This window comes from Faecalibacterium sp. Marseille-P9312, from assembly GCF_902497445.1.
In the GTDB taxonomy this organism is placed as follows: Bacteria; Bacillota; Clostridia; order Oscillospirales; family Ruminococcaceae; genus Faecalibacterium; species Faecalibacterium longum.
In genome coordinates this window covers 164826-183631 of the sequence record NZ_CABVEW010000005.1, presented here as the reverse complement: position 1 = coordinate 183631, position 18806 = coordinate 164826, and the positions used below count along the sequence as shown (strand labels likewise).

The 18806-nt window shown below is 61.3% G+C and carries 19 protein-coding genes and 1 riboswitch; of the genes, 11 read left to right on the top strand and 8 right to left on the bottom strand.

Annotated features, from left to right (window positions below; all coding sequences use genetic code 11):
* The first annotated feature begins 19 nt into the window (after positions 1-19).
* Together F3G95_RS13750 and F3G95_RS05600 are read left to right on the top strand one after the other, a co-directional pair.
* Positions 20-193: a hypothetical protein gene (locus F3G95_RS13750; RefSeq protein WP_188117516.1), complete on the top strand. Its 174-nt coding sequence runs from the start codon at positions 20-22 to the stop codon at positions 191-193.
* A 255-nt stretch (positions 194-448) separates the two neighbouring features.
* Entirely contained in the window at positions 449-1084 is a 636-nt protein-coding gene (locus tag F3G95_RS05600) for a ZIP family metal transporter (RefSeq protein ID WP_188117519.1), read from the top strand.
* Between the two features lie 37 nt (positions 1085-1121).
* On the opposite strand, the gene F3G95_RS05595 is transcribed toward F3G95_RS05600, so the two are convergent.
* Positions 1122-2207, bottom strand: a complete 1086-nt coding sequence (locus F3G95_RS05595) for a mechanosensitive ion channel family protein (RefSeq protein ID WP_149794171.1) — start codon at positions 2205-2207, stop codon at positions 1122-1124.
* A gap of 139 nt (positions 2208-2346) precedes the next feature.
* Positions 2347-2467, top strand: a riboswitch (FMN riboswitch).
* 142 nt (positions 2468-2609) lie between these two features.
* Here F3G95_RS05595 and F3G95_RS05590 point away from each other — a divergent pair.
* Positions 2610-3209: an ECF transporter S component gene (locus F3G95_RS05590; protein ID WP_149794170.1), complete on the top strand. Its 600-nt coding sequence runs from the start codon at positions 2610-2612 to the stop codon at positions 3207-3209.
* Positions 3210-3258: 49 nt separating this feature from the next.
* Here F3G95_RS05590 and F3G95_RS05585 read toward each other — a convergent pair whose 3' ends face one another.
* Positions 3259-4677 (bottom strand): MATE family efflux transporter, encoded by a 1419-nt coding sequence (locus F3G95_RS05585; RefSeq protein ID WP_149794169.1) that lies wholly within the window; start codon positions 4675-4677, stop codon positions 3259-3261.
* A gap of 144 nt (positions 4678-4821) precedes the next feature.
* Between F3G95_RS05585 and F3G95_RS05580 the strand changes: the two genes are divergently transcribed.
* The 5 genes from F3G95_RS05580 (at position 4822) to F3G95_RS05560 (ending at position 9364) form a co-directional block, all read left to right on the top strand.
* Positions 4822-5769 (top strand): phospho-N-acetylmuramoyl-pentapeptide-transferase, encoded by a 948-nt coding sequence (locus F3G95_RS05580; RefSeq protein WP_149794168.1) that lies wholly within the window; start codon positions 4822-4824, stop codon positions 5767-5769.
* A 269-nt stretch (positions 5770-6038) separates the two neighbouring features.
* Positions 6039-6764, top strand: a complete 726-nt coding sequence (locus F3G95_RS05575) for an amino acid ABC transporter ATP-binding protein (RefSeq protein ID WP_149794167.1) — start codon at positions 6039-6041, stop codon at positions 6762-6764.
* A gap of 133 nt (positions 6765-6897) precedes the next feature.
* Positions 6898-7800 carry a transporter substrate-binding domain-containing protein gene (locus tag F3G95_RS05570; protein ID WP_149794166.1) on the top strand — a complete coding sequence of 301 codons (903 nt, stop codon included), beginning with the start codon at positions 6898-6900 and terminating at the stop codon, positions 7798-7800.
* 48 nt (positions 7801-7848) lie between these two features.
* Positions 7849-8589, top strand: a complete 741-nt coding sequence (locus tag F3G95_RS05565; RefSeq protein ID WP_149794165.1) for an amino acid ABC transporter permease — start codon at positions 7849-7851, stop codon at positions 8587-8589.
* 1 nt (position 8590) lies between these two features.
* Positions 8591-9364 carry an amino acid ABC transporter permease gene (locus F3G95_RS05560; protein ID WP_149794164.1) on the top strand — a complete coding sequence of 258 codons (774 nt, stop codon included), beginning with the start codon at positions 8591-8593 and terminating at the stop codon, positions 9362-9364.
* A gap of 303 nt (positions 9365-9667) precedes the next feature.
* On the opposite strand, the gene F3G95_RS05550 is transcribed toward F3G95_RS05560, so the two are convergent.
* The 3 genes from F3G95_RS05550 to F3G95_RS05540 are packed head-to-tail and all read right to left on the bottom strand — an operon-like array spanning position 9668 to position 11734.
* On the bottom strand, positions 9668-10519 hold the full coding sequence (locus F3G95_RS05550) for a bifunctional 5,10-methylenetetrahydrofolate dehydrogenase/5,10-methenyltetrahydrofolate cyclohydrolase (protein ID WP_149794162.1): 852 nt from the start codon (positions 10517-10519) through the stop codon (positions 9668-9670).
* 20 nt (positions 10520-10539) lie between these two features.
* The gene (locus F3G95_RS05545) at positions 10540-11172 is read right to left on the bottom strand and encodes a cyclodeaminase/cyclohydrolase family protein (protein WP_149794161.1); all 633 of its coding nucleotides are present in this window, start codon (positions 11170-11172) and stop codon (positions 10540-10542) included.
* Positions 11147-11734, bottom strand: a complete 588-nt coding sequence (locus F3G95_RS05540; RefSeq protein ID WP_149794160.1) for a 5-formyltetrahydrofolate cyclo-ligase — start codon at positions 11732-11734, stop codon at positions 11147-11149. Before F3G95_RS05540 ends, F3G95_RS05545 begins: the two co-directional genes overlap by 26 nt.
* A 471-nt stretch (positions 11735-12205) precedes the next feature.
* Here F3G95_RS05540 and F3G95_RS05535 point away from each other — a divergent pair, with 471 nt between their 5' ends.
* A complete protein-coding gene (locus tag F3G95_RS05535; RefSeq protein WP_149794159.1) occupies positions 12206-12757 on the top strand; it encodes a hypothetical protein in 552 nt (183 codons plus the stop codon).
* Between the two features lie 237 nt (positions 12758-12994).
* The gene (locus tag F3G95_RS05530) at positions 12995-13231 is read left to right on the top strand and encodes a hypothetical protein (RefSeq protein WP_243130278.1); all 237 of its coding nucleotides are present in this window, start codon (positions 12995-12997) and stop codon (positions 13229-13231) included.
* A 47-nt stretch (positions 13232-13278) separates the two neighbouring features.
* Here the strand turns inward: F3G95_RS05530 and F3G95_RS05525 are convergent, their stop codons facing one another.
* Positions 13279-13731 carry an S-ribosylhomocysteine lyase gene (locus tag F3G95_RS05525; RefSeq protein ID WP_149794158.1) on the bottom strand — a complete coding sequence of 151 codons (453 nt, stop codon included), beginning with the start codon at positions 13729-13731 and terminating at the stop codon, positions 13279-13281.
* A gap of 16 nt (positions 13732-13747) precedes the next feature.
* Positions 13748-15502 carry a pyruvate kinase gene (gene pyk, locus F3G95_RS05520; protein WP_149794157.1) on the bottom strand — a complete coding sequence of 585 codons (1755 nt, stop codon included), beginning with the start codon at positions 15500-15502 and terminating at the stop codon, positions 13748-13750.
* A 317-nt stretch (positions 15503-15819) separates the two neighbouring features.
* Between pyk and F3G95_RS05515 the strand changes: the two genes are divergently transcribed.
* Positions 15820-16998 (top strand): phosphopentomutase, encoded by a 1179-nt coding sequence (locus F3G95_RS05515; protein WP_149794156.1) that lies wholly within the window; start codon positions 15820-15822, stop codon positions 16996-16998.
* A 54-nt stretch (positions 16999-17052) separates the two neighbouring features.
* Here the strand turns inward: F3G95_RS05515 and F3G95_RS14045 are convergent, their stop codons facing one another.
* Positions 17053-18786, bottom strand: a complete 1734-nt coding sequence (locus F3G95_RS14045; RefSeq protein WP_149794155.1) for an LCP family protein — start codon at positions 18784-18786, stop codon at positions 17053-17055.
* Positions 18787-18806: the final 20 nt, after the last annotated feature.

Below are 18806 nucleotides of genomic sequence, written 5' to 3'. Positions count from 1 at the left end.
TATCGGCCGCTGCTACACGATGGCAAAGCCGGTGGATACACTGCTGGGCGAATTCTACGTCCAGAGAGGCACCCGCTATGCGCCCGAGGTGGTGGCGCTGCTGGACGATGAGGATTTCTGCCGTGATTTGAAGGAAACGCTGGATGAGACGCGCAAGAGCGTCTATCTCGAGGTCTACCACGTCAAGCGGTAAAAGGGGGCGCTGAGGGTGGAAACAACAAAAAACGAATTTACCCTGCATGAGCTGCCGGAATGAGGAGAGCTTTTTCTCTTCACATTTCCCCCTCCCTTCGCATACATCGGTGGGAAGGGGGAATGCAATGTGAACATCTATCTGTTTGCGGCGGTCATCCTGTTGCTGCCGGCGCTCTGTACGGCGCTGGGAGCGGCGGGCGTCTTTCTGGTGCGTCGGGCCGACGAGCCCCGCACCCGGCGGATGCTCTGCGGCATGGCGGCAGGCATCATGCTGGCCGCCAGCGTGTGGAGCCTGCTGCTGCCCGCCATCGAGCGGGCGGAGGCCGGGATACTGCCGGTTTGGCTGGCCCCGGCGGCGGGGCTGGTGCTTGGGGCTGTGGGTCTACTACGGCTGGAAGAGGCTGCCGGCCGGCTGATGCACACCGGGTCAAAAGAGCATGGCCGGATGGGCCGGGTGGTGCTGGCCGTGACCCTCCACAATCTGCCCGAGGGCATGGTGGTGGGACTTGCGGCGGCGCTGGCTCTGCAGGGTGAGCCGGAGGCCGTCAGCGGGGCGCTGGCCCTTGCGCTGGGCATCGGCCTGCAGAATATCCCGGAAGGCGCGGCGGTGAGCCTGCCGCTGGCGCAGGCCGGGCAGGGGCGGCGGAAAGCCTTCTGCGCCGGTGCGGCGTCGGGCCTCGTGGAGCCGCTGGGAGCATTGCTGGCGCTGGCTCTCGCAGGCTGGGTGAGCGCGGCTCTGCCGTGGCTCATGAGCGCCGCCGCCGGGTGTATGGTCTGCGTGACGGCTCAGGAGATGATACCGGAAGCCGTGGAGCAGGACGAACCGGCGGGCGTCATCAGCGTGGTGCTGGGGTTCGCCCTCATGATGGCGCTGGATATTGCGCTGTAGCAAAAAAGCCGATGCAGCTGCATCGGCTTTTTTGCTGTCAGTTCTCTTTTGCGAGGTAGACTGTCGTGGAGGGGAATGCGAAATCCACGCCGTCGGCCTTCATCACGTCCATGATGTTGAGGTTCAGATCGTTCTGCATCCGCAAAAACACGCCGAGGTCGGCGGTGCGCAGATAGGCAGAGACCATCAGGTTGATGCTCGAGTCGCCGAAGCCGGTCATCCGGACAAAGGCGGTGTCCTCGTAGGTGTCGGGGCTGGCCTTGAGCATGGCGTCGAGGTCGGCCATCAGCTTTTCCAGCTGGGGTCGGGTGGTGTCGTAGGTAACGCCCAGCGTGAAGCGGTAGAGCCGCTTGTTGCGGAGGGTAGCGTTGTTGATGGTGGCACTGCTGACGGTGCTGTTGGTGAGGATGTAGATGGAGTTATCCACGGCCCGGACTTTCGTGGAGCGGAAGTTGATGTCCACCACTTCGCCCTCCACATCGCCGACGGTGATCCAGTCACCGATGGAGAAGGGCTTGTCCAGCAGGATGACCACGCCGCTGAAGAAATTCTTGGCCATATCCTGTGCGGCCAGAGAGATCGTAAGGCCGATAAGACCGGCACTGGCCACGACGCTGCCCACGGGCAGGCCGCTCTCCTGTGCGATGGTCGCGCCGCAGAGCACGACGACGGCTACTTTGTAGACTTTATCCAGCAGGGTGAGCAGGGTGCGGTTGGTGCGGACTTCTTCGCTGGACGAGGCCAGCAGCAGAGCCGCGATGCCGGAAGCGTGGTAGAAGCCGGTGCCGATGAGGAAGACCAGCATCATCCGATAGGCTTTGAGCAGCAGGGCCGCAAGGCCGGGGATGGCCCAGGGCAGGCTGCGCAGGGCCAGATACATGCCGGTGTACCACGCGATGCGGGCCGTCGGGCGGGCGAAGCTTTCCAGCAGGGGGTGCGTAAAGGCAAAGTGCCAGCTGCGCTTCAGCAGGCGGGGGAAGAGGCTTTTTTGCAGCCAGCGGCTGACGACCCAGCCGATGAACAGCAGGGCCAGCGCACAGACGCACCGGGCTGCAAAGGCCAGCCAGCCTTCCAGCAGCAGTCCGGCGATGGAAAAGCCGAGATCGTTGATGGTGAAAAGCATAGAAACAGATACCTTCCTGACGAATAATAAAATCAGTATATCATATTACAGCCAGCGGTGCAAATCGGGAGAGGCTTGTTAAAAAAATGCATAAAAGGGCTTGACAAGACAAACCTGCCGCGTTATACTCTGCGAAGAAAGTTCGTTTCAGGGCGGGGTGCGATTCCCCACTGGCGGTACAGCCCGCGACCACTCCCAAAGAGTGCTGACCCGGTGAGACTCCGGGGCCAACGGTATAGTCCGGATGCAAGAAACGGCAGACAATTTGATTTGTTTGTGCGCGCCCTGTTATAGTGTAAGCTATGGCAGGGCGCGTTTTCATTTGTCTTCCCGGTTCCGGCGAGCGAGAAAAGGGCTTTCCAGTCTTTATTTGAATGGGGCAGCCGCCCCGGGAGGAAAATTATGAGAAAAGATACGACCCACAACCTGACCGTTGCCGCCATGCTCAGCGCAGTGGCGTTCATCCTGATGTTCATCGAGTTCCCCGTCCCGATGCTCATCCCGTCCTTCGTCAAGATGGACTTCTCCGACCTGCCCGCCCTGCTGGGCGCGTTCGCCCTCGGCCCGGTGTACGGCGTGGCCATCAGCTTCATGAAGAACCTGCTCCACATCGTCGTCAAGGGTACCAGCACTGCCTGTGTCGGCGAGCTGTGCAACTTTATGCTGGGCGCTGTCTTCTCCGCTGTGGCGGGCTTCATCTACAAGCATCATAAGAGCCGCAAGACCGCCATCCTCGGCGCGGTAGCGGGTGCCGCCGCCATGGCTGTCTTCAGTGTGCCCTCCAACTACTTCATCACCTACCCGGCCTATGTGGAGTTCTACCATATGCCGCTGGAAGCCATCCTCGGCATGTATCAGGCCATCCTGCCCTCTGCCGACAGCCTCATGAAGTGCCTCGTTATCTTCAACCTGCCCTTCACGCTGGTCAAGGGTCTGCTGGACGCCGTGCTCTGCATGGTCATCTATAAGCCCCTGTCTCCCATCCTGCATGGCCGGAAGTAAATTTGAATCAACAAAATGGGCATGTGCCGCCGGCACATGCCCATTTTGTTTATTGTAACGCTCCTTTATCGAGCCACTTGCCCCTTGCAAGCCGAATGAGGAACAGCGCGCCCCGGATGCAGAGCTCGATGCACATGGCGGCCCAGACGCCCACGAGGCCCAGCCGGGGAGCCAGCAGGAAGGCGAGGGTGAGCCGGACGCCCCACATGCTGAACAGGTTCAGCAGGAAGCAGCCTGTGCTGTCGCCTGCGCCCTGCATCGCGCCGCTTGCTACGATGCTGGCCCCGAACATCGGCTCTGCAAAAGCCTCGATGCGGAGGACCTGCGCACCCAGCGCGATGACGGCGGCATCTGCCGTGAAGATACCCATAAGGGCCGGGGCGAAGAGCCAGAGCCCCACGCCGGACAGTGCCATGATGCCGATGCCCATTGCCGTGCAGAGCCAGGCGAACCGCTTCGCCATATCCCGGCGGTGGGCGCCGACGGCCTGCCCGATGAGGGCGATGGAGGCGTCCTGAATGCCGTAGCCTGCCATGTAGCAGAGGCCCTCGGCGCTGACGCCGAGGCTGTTGGCCGCGATGGCCACCGTGCCGAGGCCCGAGACGATACGGACGAGCAGCACCTGCGCCGACGAGAGGGCCGCACGCTCAGCGGCCAGCGGTGTACCCACCCGCCAGAGGTTGCGCAGGCAGGCGGAGGTGATGCGCCAGCTGCCGGGCTTTCGGATGCAAAGCGGGCCGTCCCGCAGCAGCAGGACGCCCAGCGCCAGCAGACCGCCGATGGTCGTGGAAAGCGCTGTGCCAAGTGCCGCACCCGGGACTTCGAGGCCGGCACCCCAGACGGTGACGCTCTGGCCGAAGAGCAGGATCTGCCGGGTGGGGTTGATGAGGAAGAAGTTGAACACCACGTCCAGTGCGCAGACCAGCACGCTGATGAGGCCGGGGGTCAGGGCGTCGCCGGTGGCCCGGAGCATGGCGCTATACATTCCCATGGCCATCGTGAAGGGGAGGGCCGCCGACCAGATGGCGAAGTAGGCGCTGGAACTGGCCTGGAGCGAGATGTCCGCCCCCAGCCACCCGGGCAGGAAACGGCTGATGCCGACGCCGAAAGCCGCAGCGCCCAGACCCAGGATGAGATTGAAGAGCATGGACTGCCGCAGCACACCCCGGGCGTCCTGCTGGCGGTCGGCCCCGAGGTACTGGGCGATCTGGATGGAAAACGCAGTGTACAGTCCCACAAGGATGCCGTGGAGCAGCCAGGTGCTCGAGCTGACGATGCCGATGGCGGCGGTGGCCTCTGCGCCGATGTGGCCCACCATGGCGGCGTCGATGTACTCCATCGCCGTGACCACCAGCTGCTCCAGAATGGAAGGGATGCTCAGCGCCAGCGCGATGCGGGCCGTGTCGGACAGCGGGATGTCCTCGCCCTGCCGCATCCGGGCCGAGAGCTGCTCCAAAGAAAGTGTCATGTCGTCTCCTGTTTTCTGTGTTGATAAGCGGTCTTACTATTATAGGCACGGGGAGGAAAATTGTCAAACCGGGCGATTGATTTTTTGGCTCTGGCGTGATACACTCTCGGAGTAAGAAGAATATCATTGAAAGAGGTTCAAAATATGCTGCAGCTTATTTCAGCTACCGGCCAGCAGACCGTGGACGCGCTGGCGTTCCTGCTGGCGTTTGCCCTGACCGCCCTGATGGACTCGGTCTTCCACGACAAGCTCCCCCACGACCATGGCCGTGCCTTCGCCGTCAACGGCGAGCTCTCCAAGGGCAAGGCCCGGGGCTCCGGACTCATCTTCGTGCTCTGCATCGCGCTGGTGACGCTGGCGGTGGTGCCTTTTAAGGTAGAGTACCTTATTTATACCGTTCTGCTCATCGCCTCCATGCTGTCGGGCTACTTTGACGACGCCTCCGAGACGGCGTGGAACGAGTACAAGAAGGGCCTCATCGACTTCGTCATTGCCGTGGTGGCAGGTGTTACCTACCTGAACTTCAACGGCACGAGCGTCAACTTCCTGAGCACTACTTTCACCATTGCCTATCCGCTCTACCTGCTGCTCATCGTCATCCTCATCTGGGCCAGCATCAACGTGGTCAACTGCACCGACGGCGTGGACGGCCTGTCCGCCAGCCTCGCGGTGGTGAGCATCGGCACCTTCCTGCTGGCTTACGGCGAGGAGCTGGGGGACTACTCCACCGCTGCCATCGTCTTTATCGGTGCACTGCTGGCCTACCTGTGGTCCAACGCAAAGCCTTCCAGCCTCCTGATGGGCGACGCCGGCAGCCGCGCCATGGGCTTCTTCCTCGCCATCCTGGCCCTCAAGAGCGGCCACCCGTTCGCCTTCCTGCTGGCGGCGCTGGTGTTCATCGTGGACGGCAGCCTCGGCATCCTGAAGATCAGCTTCAAGCGCTTCCTCCACATCAGCATCCTCAAGAACACCCTCACCCCGCTGCACGACCATGTGCGCAAGCGCATGGGCTGGAGCGACGAGCAGGTGGTGGCCCGCTGGCTCATCCTGCAGGCCGTCGCATCGGCGCTGCTCCTGCTGATGACCCGCTGATTTACGGATTTTAAGTACGATGTTTGTGCAGCTTTCCAAAATGCAGATTGACCCGCTCTGATTTTTGTTGCACTTTATGGATTGAAAGTCAAGCGGAAAAAGACTATACTTTAACCAACGAAAGCAAAGGCGCTTAAGTGGATGGATCCACTTTGCGCCTTTTTTGTTTTTTCGTTTTTGTGTGCGGTTCGGGAAAGCCGCACAGGATGCGCTGTCCGTGGCGCTGGAGCACGGACGACAGAACAGGATAGGGAAAGGCGGGGATCACAGTGATCAAACTCGAACACGTTGACAAGTACTTCGGAGACCTGCACGTCCTCAAAGACGTGAACCTCGAGGTCGCCGAGGGCGAAAAGCTGGTCATTATCGGACCGTCCGGCAGCGGCAAATCTACCACCGTCCGCTGCATGAACTTTCTGGAAGAGCCGACCAGCGGCCACGTCTACATCGACGGTCAGGAGCTGACCAACAAGAACAAGACCAGGATCGTCCGCGACAACATGAGCATGGTCTTCCAGCAGTTCAACCTCTACCCCCACATGACGGTGCTCAAAAACCTGACGCTGGCACCCATGAAGCTCCATCACAAGACCAGGGCAGAGGCCGAAGAGCTGGCATATCATTATCTTGAGGTCGTCGGCCTCCGGGACAAAGCGGATGTCTACCCTCCGCAGCTGTCCGGCGGCCAGCAGCAGCGCATCGCCATTGCACGCGCCCTCTGCGCACAGACCAAGATCATCCTGTTCGACGAGCCGACTTCGGCCCTCGACCCTGAGACCATCCAGGAAGTGCTGGATGTCATGGTAAAGCTGGCACACGAGAAGAACATCACGATGGTGGTCGTCACCCACGAGATGGGCTTTGCACGAAATGTGGCCGACCGCATCGTCTTTATGGCGGACGGCCAGATCATTGAGGAAGGCACGCCGGAGCACTTCTTCACCAACCCCAAGAACGAGCGCGTCCGGCAGTTCCTGAGCAAGATCGTCCGCTGAGAGGACGAACAACAAAGGTTGACACGGCAGGGGCTCACAAGTTGTGGTGAGACGCCGTTGTTGATAACAGGCCGTTTTCGGAGCGGACAGGGAAAGCCGCTCGGGCCGAAAAAACAAAGAGGAGTGGTTTATTATGAAAAAGATCTCGCGTCGTGATTTCCTGAAAGTCACTGGTTTGGTGGGCGCTGCTGCTGCCCTGACCGCCTGCGGCGGCTCTGCAAGCTCCACCGCAGCCTCCACGGCATCTTCTGCCGCCGGCAGCGCAGCCGCTTCCACCGCAGCACTGGGCGCTGACACCCAGGCCATCGTGGACCGCGGTGTCCTGAAGGTAGGCGTCAAGAACGCAGTTCAGGGCTTCAGCTTTCAGGATACCCTCACCGGCGAGTACAAGGGCCTCGAGGACAGCCTCGCAGAGATGATCGCAGAGCACCTCGGCGTGGACGTTGAGTTCACCACGGTCACCGCCGCCACCCGCGGAGAGCTGCTGGACTCCGGCGACATCGACGCCGTTCTGGCTACCTTCACCATCACCGAAGAGCGCAAGAAGACCTGGGACTTCTCCACCCCCTACTATACCGACTACGTTTCCGTTCTGGTGGAGGACTCCACCGGCATCAAGGGTCTGGCTGACCTGAAGGACAAGGTCGTGGGCGTCTCCTCCGGCTCCACCTCCGCTCGTGCTCTGGTCAAGGCCATGATCGACGAGGGCGTGCTGGACGGCGCAAACTTCGACGCCGATACCTTCAACGCCGACACCTGGAAGGATGGCGTCTCCTTCCGTCAGTACGACGACTATCCCGCCATCAGCACCGCACTGAGCGCAGGCGAAGTGCAGGGCTTCTGCGTCGATAAGTCCATCCTCGCCATCTACAAGACCGAGGGCCGCAGCTACATTGACGCTGAGTTCAGCCCGCAGGAGTATGGCGTCGCCACCAAGAAGGGCAGCGACTTCTCCACCCTGTGCGACGACCTCGTCAAGGGCTGGCTGGCAGATGGCACCATCGAGCAGCTCATCAAAGACAACGGTCTGGATTAAGCCCAGACTTTTCAGAACCAAGAGAGTACAGGGAAAGGGGAGTTTGCCATGTCTGGCTTGTTTTCGTTAGAGTCCTGGTCCACCGTCTGGACGCATCGTGAGAGTTTTCTGCTGGGTCTGGGCAACACGCTGCAGACCGCCGTCTGCGCACTGGTGCTGGCCTTCATCATCGGCGCTGCGCTGGGCCTGATGTCCACCAGCGGCAGTAAGCTGCTGCGCATCATCGCCCGCATTTATGTCGAGTTCGTCCAGAACACCCCGCTGCTGCTGCAGCTGTGCTTCCTGTATTATGCGCTGGCATTTGCAGGCGTGAGCCTCGGCGTCATCCGCACCGGCATCATTGCACTGGGCGTTTACACCGGCGCTTACATGGGCGAGGTCGTCCGCGCCGCCATCGAGTCTGTGCCGAAGGGCCAGTTCGAGGCCGCACAGGCGCAGGGCTTCAACTATCTGCAGCGGATGGGCTATATCATCCTGCCCCAGAGCATCCCCGTGATGCTCCCTCCGATGGTCAACCAGGTGGTCAACCTCTTCAAGAACACCTCCTGCCTCTACATCGTGGGCGGCGCTGACCTCATCAGCGTGACCTACAGCTTCGTCACCGGTGCTTCCACCGGCGGCGCATACGCCCCCGCTTATATCGTCTGCGGCCTCATCTTCTTCGTGGTCTGCTTCCCGCTGTCCACGCTGGCAGCCCGCTGGGAAGCTTCCCTCAAGGAGCGCAAGGGCCGCGTGAACACGAGTCTCAAGACCGCTGCCAAGAAAGTAGAGCTGAAGGAGGCTGCCTGATATGAAGACGCTTGCTGCAAGCCTTTCCATCCTGACAAGAGAAGGCGTCATGCTCTACCTGCTGCGCGGCGTGGCCTTCACCTGCATCATCTCGGTGCTGGGTGTCATCATGGGCCTCATCGTGGGCTCTCTGCTGGCGCTGGCCCGCACCTACTGTAAAAAGGGTCCGGCCCGCATCCTCGGCTGGTTTGCTACCGCCTACATCGAGCTGTTCCGCAACACGCCCTACCTGCTCTGGATCTTCATCTGCGTGGTGTTCTGCCCCTGCCCGGGCTTCTTCGCCCGCAAGATGTTCGGCCTGACCAGCGTGGAGATGAAGCTTCTGTTCAAGGCCGCTCTGGCCCTCATCCTCTTCAACTCCTCCGTCATCGCCGAAATCGTCCGCGGCGGCCTGAACGGCGTGTCCAAGGGCCAGTTCGAGGCCGGCTATGCACAGGGCTTCAACACCGCTGAGGTGCTGCTCTACATCGTCCTGCCGCAGGCCTACCGCAACATCGTGCCGACCCTGCTCAGCCAGGTCATCACCACCATCAAGGACTCCTCCTATCTGGCAAACGTGGCCACCATCGAGCTGATGGCCCGCATCCGCCAGCTGCTGAGCGCCGCCGGTACTTACAACGGTCTCGGCACGGTGAACGTCTCCGACGTCATGGTGCTGTTCGGCACGGCCTGTGTCATCTACTTCATCATCAACTTCACCCTGAGCTGTGTGGTGCGCGCAATGCAGAACCGCCGCAAGAAGGCTCTGGTCTTTGCCCCGGCAAAGGCCGCATAAACTAAGACCTATTCCAATTTCCCAATTCCCAATTATTCTCCTGTCATTGTTCTGTCAATGCCAAAAGCGCCCGGCGGGTATCCGCCGGGCGCTTTTGGTGTATAGAGATAAAAATAGAAGCTTTCCAATATGCCAAAGCCTCTCCCTTTGGGGGCAACGGCGACGACCGCCGCCAGCGGCGGAAACAGGGAGGAGCTGTTGGGGCCGCGGCCAGCAGGATGCGAGGCCCGCACCAAGGGCCGAAGCAGACGCTGGGAGCCGCAACCCGGGCAGTGGCACGCCGCAGGCGTGACGGAGAGGTTATTATGATGCAGCTTTCTCTGCCGCCTCCACCACATGGCTCACGAGCACGGAAGTCGTCACGGTGCCGACGCCGCCGGGGACGGGGGTGATGGCCTCCACCACCGGCTCTGCCTCGCCAAAGCGGACGTCACCGCAGAGTCTGCCTTCCTCGTTGACATGGATGCCCACATCCACGACGACCTGACCGGCCCGCAGATGCTCTGCGCCGATAAAGCCCATCTTGCCCATAGCCACCACCACAACATCGGCCTCACGGCAGACATCGGGCAGGCTCTGGGTGCGGGAGTTGCAGAGGGTGACGGTGGCGTTTTCCCGGTCCAGCATCATGGCTGCGGGCTTGCCCACCACGAGGCTGCGGCCCACGACGACGGCCCGCTTGCCGGAGAGGGGGATGTTGTAGAATTTCAGGATCTCAAGACAGGCCTGCGCCGTGCAGGGCGGGTAGCCGACGGCAGTGTTGGTGAAGACGCCGGCCAGCGAGCCGTCGGTGATGCCGTCAATGTCCTTTTCGGGCGAGAGTGCGGCGCGGATGGTCCTGTCATCAAACTGTTTGGGCAGGGGGCGGAAGAGCAGACAGCCGTGGATGGCGGCGTCTGCGTTGATGCCGGCAATGACGCGCAGCAGCTCTTCCTGCGAAGCGTCGGCGGGCAGAAGGAACTGCTTCACCTCGACGCCCACTTTCGCACAGCGGGCCATGACGCCTTTCTCGTAGGAGAGGTCATCGGGGCGTTCGCCCACCCGCACGACGGCCAGCGTGGGGACAACGCCCTTTTCCCGCAGTGCGGCGCAGCGGGCGGCATTTGCTTCGTTCATGGCGGCCACGACGGGCGCACCCTTCAAAATGGTAGACATATACGTTCCCTTTCTCTGCATCAGGCCCGTAGGCGGCTTGCCACGGACTGGTAGACTTCGTCGGCCAGCGGCAGATATTCTGCCAGCATCCGGGCCGCTTTTTCGTCCAGCGCGGCGGCATGGGCGCGGTCGGTCATGAGCTTTGTGTTGATGGCGACATTCAGCGCCGACGCCTGAAGTGCGGCCTTGCAGAACAGCGCCGCACAGCCTGCGTCTGAGAGAGCCAGCACACTGCCCTTTTCGGCGTAATCGGCCGCAAGGCGGATGCCCTCACAGCAGGCATCCATGATGTCCAGCGGCACGGCGCAGGCCCCGTCCAGCGCCTCGGCCAGCACAGCGGCCTTGCGGGCCTGCTGTTCGGGCGTCTCTCTGGGCAGGCCGTAGGCCGCCGCCAGAGGCGTGAATGCGTCGGCGTCCGCCTGCACGAGGGCTTCCAGCCGTTTGCGCAGGGTTTCCGCACGGGCATTCAGCGCCAGGATCTCTTCTTCCACAGCGGCGTATTTCTTTTTGCCGGTGGTGAGATTCCCCACCATATTGCCCAGCGCGACGCCTGCCGCGCCCACGAGGGCCGCTGCGCCGCCGCCGCCCGGGGCGGGGGCTTTGCTGGCAAGCTGGCTCAGAAAGTCCTCACAGCTCAGTTGTGTCAAATCCAAAGTAAAGTCCTCCCTCTGTCACGAATCCGTCCAGTTTTTCGTCATGGGCGTCCACTGCCGCCGCGTCTACCCGCTGGGCCTCAAAGGCCACGCCCAGCTTCACAGCCCGGGTGCAGCGGGGGAGATAGCGGTCGTAATAGCCTTTCCCCATCCCCACCCGGCGGCAGACTGCATCAAAAGCCGTGCAGGGGACCAGCACGAGGTCGAGCTTGTCCGGTGGCAAAACTGCAGACCGGCTCAGAATGGGCGTGCGGATGCCGTAGGCACCCACTTCCCAGCCGTCCGGCCCCGGCACGGCGGCTGTCAGCGAAAAGCCCTCGCCGCAGACGGGGTATGCCGGCGTTTTGCCCTGCCGGGCCGCTTCCACAGCCAGCGCCGAGAGGTCGGCTTCGCCGCCGAAGGCCGCGTAGAGCAGGATGTTTTCTGCCTTTTTGAAGCAGTCCAGAGCCATGATGCGGGCGCAGAGAGCGGCGTTGGAACAGGTGCGCTCGGTGTCCGACAACGCCCGGCGGGCCGCAATGCCCGCTTTGCGCTGTGCGGCTTTTTGCTCCGTGATGGTCATGGCAAGGCGCTCCTTTCTGCACCCGGTGGGCAAATCTGCACAAAAACCGGGACGGATTTTTGTTATAATAATAAGCGCTGGGCGCAGAAAAAGCAAGGCTTTGGCAGGATGGGTGAAATATCTTCATCCAACCGAAAAGAAACGAATCAAACCGTATCGGTAGCTTTCCCCCTGTACCAGTAAAGCCCCCTGCCCCCCGGCGGGAGACGGAAAAAAATACTGCACCTTGCAGCCCCGGGCTGCCGCCCCAAAAGCGGCCCCGGGGCTGTATTTTTTTGCCTTCAGCCCCTCAAATCCTGTTATTTTGTGGAAAATGCACGGTTGGTGAGACTGTATTTTGTAAATGTGACGAAAGTGAGAAAAACCTATTGACAGACTGACAGGGGGGGGGGTATAATTGGCCCACAGGCCGACAGTCGAAAAATGCTAGCCTGCCTGTATAATTTATCTTTATTTATGGAGGCAAAAATCATGAAAATGGCAAAGAAACTTCTGGCCGTCGTCCTCGCTGGTGTTATGGCAGTGTCCATGCTGACCGGCTGTGCAAGCATCTCTTCTCGTCGGGTGGCTGACGAGCTGGAGGGTATGCTGAAGGCCGCTAACGACAAGGCTACCGTCAAGGCAGTCGATGATGATCTGGCAAACAAGGCAGTCAAGGTTGCTAAGCAGGACAATAAGGACGCTCTCAAGGAGGATGCCGCTCTGAAGGCTGCCGTCAAGAATGAGCTGACCAAGGATAACAAGCTCGGCGACTCCTATATCTGGATTGCCTACTTTGCGACCAAGGATGTGAATAAGACTGTTAAGGCTCAGAACATCGCTAAGGCGCTGATCGGCACGGACGGTAAAATCAACACCACTAAGGCTATCAACAGCACCGATGTCAAGGTCGGCGACAAGAGCGGCAATCAAATCGAGGCTGGCAACAAGTTCGAGCTGAGCATGAAGGCGTTCAAGGTTGGCGATACCGATTACGTCATGGTCGTTGTCACCTGCAAGGCTCAGGTCAAGGCTGCAGGTTGATCGCACCTGAGCTGACACAAGCCCAGCGATAAAACGATATTATCTATTCCTCGAAATAAAAATGGCACAAGGGCCCGGAGTGGAAACACCCCGGGCCCTTGTGTTTTTGCTGTCTTTCCACACTCTGACATCCTTTGCCTTTCGTATCTGGTAGGATGGAATGGAGGACAGGCCCCGAGGGCGCTGACTCTGAACGAGGAACAAAAAACTTCTCACCAGCGGAAAGGAAAGGATACTATGAGGAATCATCAGATGCAGATGCCCGCCCAGTATACATCCATCGGGGACGACGAAATGGTGCTGCTCTGCGGCGGCGAGACCACGGCATGGCAGACGTTTCAGGATATTGGCCGGGTGCTGAACTATGTGGCCCGTATCTTCTCGGCAGGCAGCTCCATCGTCAACAATGTGGTCACCATCGTCAATTATTTCAATAAGCTCGAAGACCTGCTCCCGGTCATCGGGGAAGTATGAATAAAAAGAGGCTGTTGCAGTGCAACAGCCTCTTTTCGTGTTATAGCTTAATAGTGCAGCTCGTCGGCGGTCAGTGCCTCGAGCAGGGGCAGCATGGCGGCAGCCTCAGCCTTTGCGGCGGGCAGATCCATGTCGCGGTAGTTGCCGCACTCCACCTCGCTTGCGCCGGGGACATCGCCCTCGAACGCAGCCATGAAGCGGAAGGACTCCACCGTCAGGCCCAGCGCCTCGGCGGGGGTCAGGCCCCGGGTCAGCAGGTAAAAGCCGGTGCGGCAGCCCATGGGGCCGACGTAGATGACGCCGTCCTTATACTGGCTGTTGCGGGCGTAGGTGGCGAAGAGGTGCTCCAGCGTGTGGGCTGCGCCGGTGGAGAGATAATCGCCGTGGTTCGGCTTCTTCATCCGGATGTCCCAGGTCAGAACATCGCCGTCCTGACGGCTCAGGTACATACCGCGGTCGAGCTTGGTGTGGTCTACACAGAAACTTGCAATGCGCTCCATGCTGTGCCTCCCGGGATCAGGCCTGCAGGCGCTGGACGCTGCCGTGTGCGCAGTCCACAGCGACCATCAGACCGTCGCGGATGTGGGCGGTAGCGCCGACGGCACCCACGATGGTGGGCTTGAGCAGGGCCTTGCCGGCGATGGCGGCGTGGCTGTTCAGGCCGGCTTCCTCGACCACCAGAGCGGCGGCGTCACGGACGTAGCTCAGCATCTCGTTGGAGGTGGAGGGAACGACCAGGACCATGCCGGGCTTGAACTTTGCGCGGATCTCCTCGATGGTGCGGCAGACGCAGGCCTTGCCGGTGGCGTTGGCCAGAGCAGCGCCCTCGGGGCCGACGCCGACGCCGGTAGCCAGGCAGTTGCCGATCATGTGGATCTTGATCATGTTGGTGGTGCCGGAGACGCCCACGGGGACGCCGGCGGTCACGACAGCCAGCTCACCGTCGTGCAGGTAGCCGTGCTCCTTTGCCAGAGCGGTGGACTTCTCGATGAGCTCATCGGTGCTGGTGGCGAGGTCCATCATGAGCGGGGTGATGCCCCAGGAGACGGACAGCTGGCGCTGGACCTGCTCGTCCATGACGCAGGCGATGATGGGCTGAGAGGGGCGGTACTTGCTCAGCAGGCGGGCAGTGTTGCCGGACTCGGACACGGTGACGATGGCAGAGGCGTTGACGTCCTTTGCGGTCAGGCAGGCAGCGTGTGCGGTAGCGTCGCTGACGCTGATCTGGCCGGTGGTATCGGTCAGGCGGTTGTCGCGGTAGTGGACCTCGTTCTCAGTGCGCTCTGCAATGGCGGACATGGTCTTGAGGGCCTCAACAGGGTATGCGCCCGCAGCGGTCTCGCCGGAGAGCATGATAGCGGAAGTGCCGTCGTAGATGGCGTTTGCCACGTCGGAGATCTCGGCGCGGGTGGGGCGGGGGTTGACGATCATGCTGTCCAGCATCTGGGTGGCAGTGACGATGGGCTTGCCGAAGGAGAAGGAGCGGTCGATGACGCTCTTCTGGATGCCGGGCAGCTCGGTGAAGTCGATCTCGACGCCCAGGTCGCCGCGGGCGACCATGACGGCGTCGGCAGCGGACAGGATGCTGTCGATGTTATTGACGCCCTCGCGGTTCTCGATCTTGGCGATGATGCGGATGTTGGAGTCGTACTCGTTCAGCAGGTTGCGGATGTCGTAGACGTCCTGTGCGGTGCGCACGAAGGAAGCAGCGATGAAGTCGAAGCCCTGCTGGACACCGAAGATGATGTCATCCCGGTCGCGCTGGCTCAGGTAGGGCATGGACAGGTGGACGCCGGGGACATTGACGCCCTTCTTGGTCTTGATCTTGCCGCTGTTGAGCACTTCGCAGACGATGTCGGTGTCCGTGACGCTCTTGATGGCCAGCTTGATGAGGCCGTCGTCCAGCATGATGGTGCCGCCCTCGTGGACGTCCTGGGGCAGGTCCTTGTAGGTGATGGAGCAGATCTCCTTGGTGCCCTCCACCTCGCGGGTGGTCAGGGTGAAGGTCTGGCCGGCTTCCAGCATCTCAACGCCGTTCTTGAACTCCTTCAGGCGGATCTCGGGGCCTTTGGTGTCCAGCAGGGCAGCAACGGGCTTGTTCAGCTCAGCGCGGACAGCCTTCAGCATGTCCAGACGGCCCTTGTGCTCCTCATAGGAGCCGTGGGAAAAGTTGAAGCGGGCCACGTTCATGCCGTTGGCGACCAGCTCGCGCAGGACGCCGTCCTTATCGGTAGAAGGGCCAAGGGTGCAGATGATCTTCGTTTTTCTCATAAATATACCTCTAACAGTCTCTTTTTTCCTCTATGATGGGCGCACAGGTGCCAGATATGCCCTGCGGCCGCTGGCCGGACATCGGCCCGGTCAGGGGTGTTTGAAAACCTTACCATTCTATATTATAACCGCTTGTGTACAAGAGAGCAAGAAAAAATTCGGCAAAGAAAACCTTAAATTTTCGTGATAGATGCCGGAGCGATAAAACGCTTGCGAAAAGTGCGTCCATCGCCTATAATAGGGCTAAGCAAAAGTCTCACTTCTGCCCCGAAGGGACGCAGGTGAGCGCAAAATGATAGAAACGGAGTGAAAGCGTAATGGAAAAGCGCGTTTTTCTGATCGTTCTGGACAGCTTCGGCATCGGCGCAGAGCCGGATGCCGCCGCCTTTGGCGATGAGGGGACCAACACCCTCGGCGCCATCGCCAACCACCCCAACTTCAACTGCCCCAACCTGAAAAAACTCGGACTGTTCAACATCGACGGTGTGACCGCCGGTGAAAAGGATGCCGCCCCCATCGGCTCCTTTGCCCGCCTGCAGGAGCAGAGCATGGGCAAGGATACCACCATCGGCCACTGGGAGATCGCAGGTGTCGTCAGCCCCAAGCCGCTGCCCACCTTCCCGGATGGCTTCCCGGACAGCCTCATCCACGAGTTCGAGGAGAAGACCGGCCACAAAGTCCTCTGCAACAAGCCCTACTCCGGCACGCAGGTGCTGAAGGACTACGGCGAGCAGGCCATGAAGGAGGATGCCCTCATCGTCTACACCAGCGCCGACAGCGTGTTTCAGGTCGCCGCCAACGAGGAGCTTGTGCCGGTGCATGAGCTGTACCGCTATTGCGAGATCGCCCGCGAGATGCTGAAGGGCGAGTACGGCGTGGGCCGCGTCATCGCCCGCCCCTTCCTCGGCCATACCGCTGATACCTTCTACCGCACCACCAACCGCCACGACCTGAGCCTCAAGCCGCCCCGCAAGACCATGCTTGATCTGCTCAAGGACGCGGGCAGGGACGTCATCGCCGTGGGCAAAATTTTCGACATCTTCGACGGCGAGGGCGTGACGGAAAAGATCAAGACCACCGGCAACACCAACGGCATCGCCTTCACCAAGGCTTTGCAGACCCGCGACTTTGAGGGTCTGGCCTTCGTGAACCTCGTCGATTTCGATATGCTCTACGGCCACCGTCGCGACGTGGCAGGCTACGCCGCCGCCGCCACCGAGTTCGACAAGTTCGTGGCCGACTTCATCCCCGGGATGCGGGAGGGCGACATCCTGATGGTCACGGCCGACCACGGCTGCGACCCCTCCTACACCAAGACCACCGACCACACCCGCGAGTATGTGCCGTATCTCATCTGCGGCAAGGGCGTCAAACCGGGCGTTGACCTCGGCACGAAGCTCTGCTTCGGCACCATCGCACACACCATCTGCGACTATCTGGGCGTGGATGCCTCCACGCTGGACGGCCAGAGCGTGCTGGGCGACATTTTAGCTTAAACAGGCAAAAGAAAAAGGACTGCTCACGCAGTCCTTTTTCTTTTGCAATTCTATTTACGCTGCATCATTTTCAGCGCTGGAAGCGTCGCCGCTGCCGGAGCCGAACAGGGCGTCCAGCACGGTGGAAGCGGCCTGATGCAGGGAGGAAGCCGCCTGCTCCACCTGCTCCTGGGTCGGCATGGAGAAGGACGGCGACTCGGTGGAGCCTGCCGGGGCTTCTTCGCTGCTGTCGGCGGGGGCCTCGGTGGAAGCGCTGGGCTCACCGGAGGCGTCGCCCTCGGCGGGCTGGCTGTCAGCGGGGGCCTCTTCCGCCGGGGCTTCGCTCTCGGCGGGCTCTTCTGCGATCACGCTGTCGGGAGATTCCTCCGGGATGGATGCACCGGCGTTGGGGTCGGCGGTCGGCGTGAAGACATCAGTCTTCTCGGGGGTCTGGCTGGTGCTGGTGAGCTTGTCCTCGCCGCCCAGAACCGCGGCGACAAGGGCCTTGGCTTCGTTGACCGAGTTCTCATCCGGCTTCATGACGTAGAGGCTCTGGCCCTTGGCGGAGTAGCACTTGCTGCTCTTCGCGCCCGAGCCGGTGACGGTGTAGCTCTGGATGTCCCAGTTGGCAAGGTCGCCCAGCTGCATCCGGACCAGCGCAGAGATCTGTTCCTGCGAGAGGCTGGTGACGAAGCAGTCGGCGGCGGCGTCCATCAGCTTGGAGAAGCCCATGAGCAGGGCGGGGGACTTGAGCTTGTTGGCCACCGCGTCGATGACTTTCATCTGGTTGATGCCGCGCTGGATGTCGCCGGTCTTGAAGGCGTGGCGCTCACGGGCAAAAGCCAGAGCGGACTTGCCGTCCAGATGGTTCCAGCCCTCGGCGAAGGTGGTGGGGTCGTAGTAGCCGGGGCTGCCCACCGAGGTGAAGGCCTGGTCGGAGTAGACGTCCACGCCGCCGATGGCGTCGATGATGTTGATGAAGCCCGCAAAGTTGATGCGGAGGTAGTGCTCCACATCCACGCCGTAGAGGTTGCCCAGCGTGGCCATGCTGGTCTCGACGCCGTAGAGGCCGGCGTGGGTCAGCTTGTCCTTGCTGTCGGTGCCTGCGAGGTCAACATAGTAGTCGCGGGGGGTGTTGATGAGGGCCGCCTGCTTGGTGGTGGGGTTGACCACGGCGAGGATGTTCACGTCGCTGCGGGCCTTTTCGGTCAGCTCGCCGCGGTTGTCCACACCGCTGAGGTAGACGACGAAGGGCTCTTTCGTGATCTTATTCGCCTCTGCGCCGGTGAGCAGGCCGGAAGTCATGCTGTCCAGTGCGGTCAGACCCTGCTGCGCCCAGACACAGCCCACGGCCAGCGCGGCGCAGAGCAGGACGGACAGCACCCGGGCCACGACGGCACCGCTGCGGGAGGCGAGGCACTTGCGCACCAGCAGCCAGAGCAGCACCAGAAGCGCGGTGATGATAACGAGGTAGAGCACCGGCAGCATCTGGGTGCGCCAGAGCTGCACCAGCGCGGCAAGGCTCAGGATGGCCTGCAGTACCAGCAAGACCATTCCTCCTTTCGGAAGTTTGTCGTCAGCGGGAGCGGGCTCGCTGGGGTGCAGCGGCTCCCACTGTCTGCGGGGCGGCTCAGACGGAGGCGTCGGTGCCGGTTTCGGCGGCGCTTTGGGGCGGGGAGGCTCCGGCGAGAAGAAATCGGCGCTGTCTACCTCCACTTCGTCGGGTTCGCTGCGCTTGATGCCCCGGTGGATGTGCCGGGGGCCTTCGTCGTTATTCTGGGGATGGATATGCTCGTTTTCGTCAAACATAGGCGTTCACTCCTTTGGAT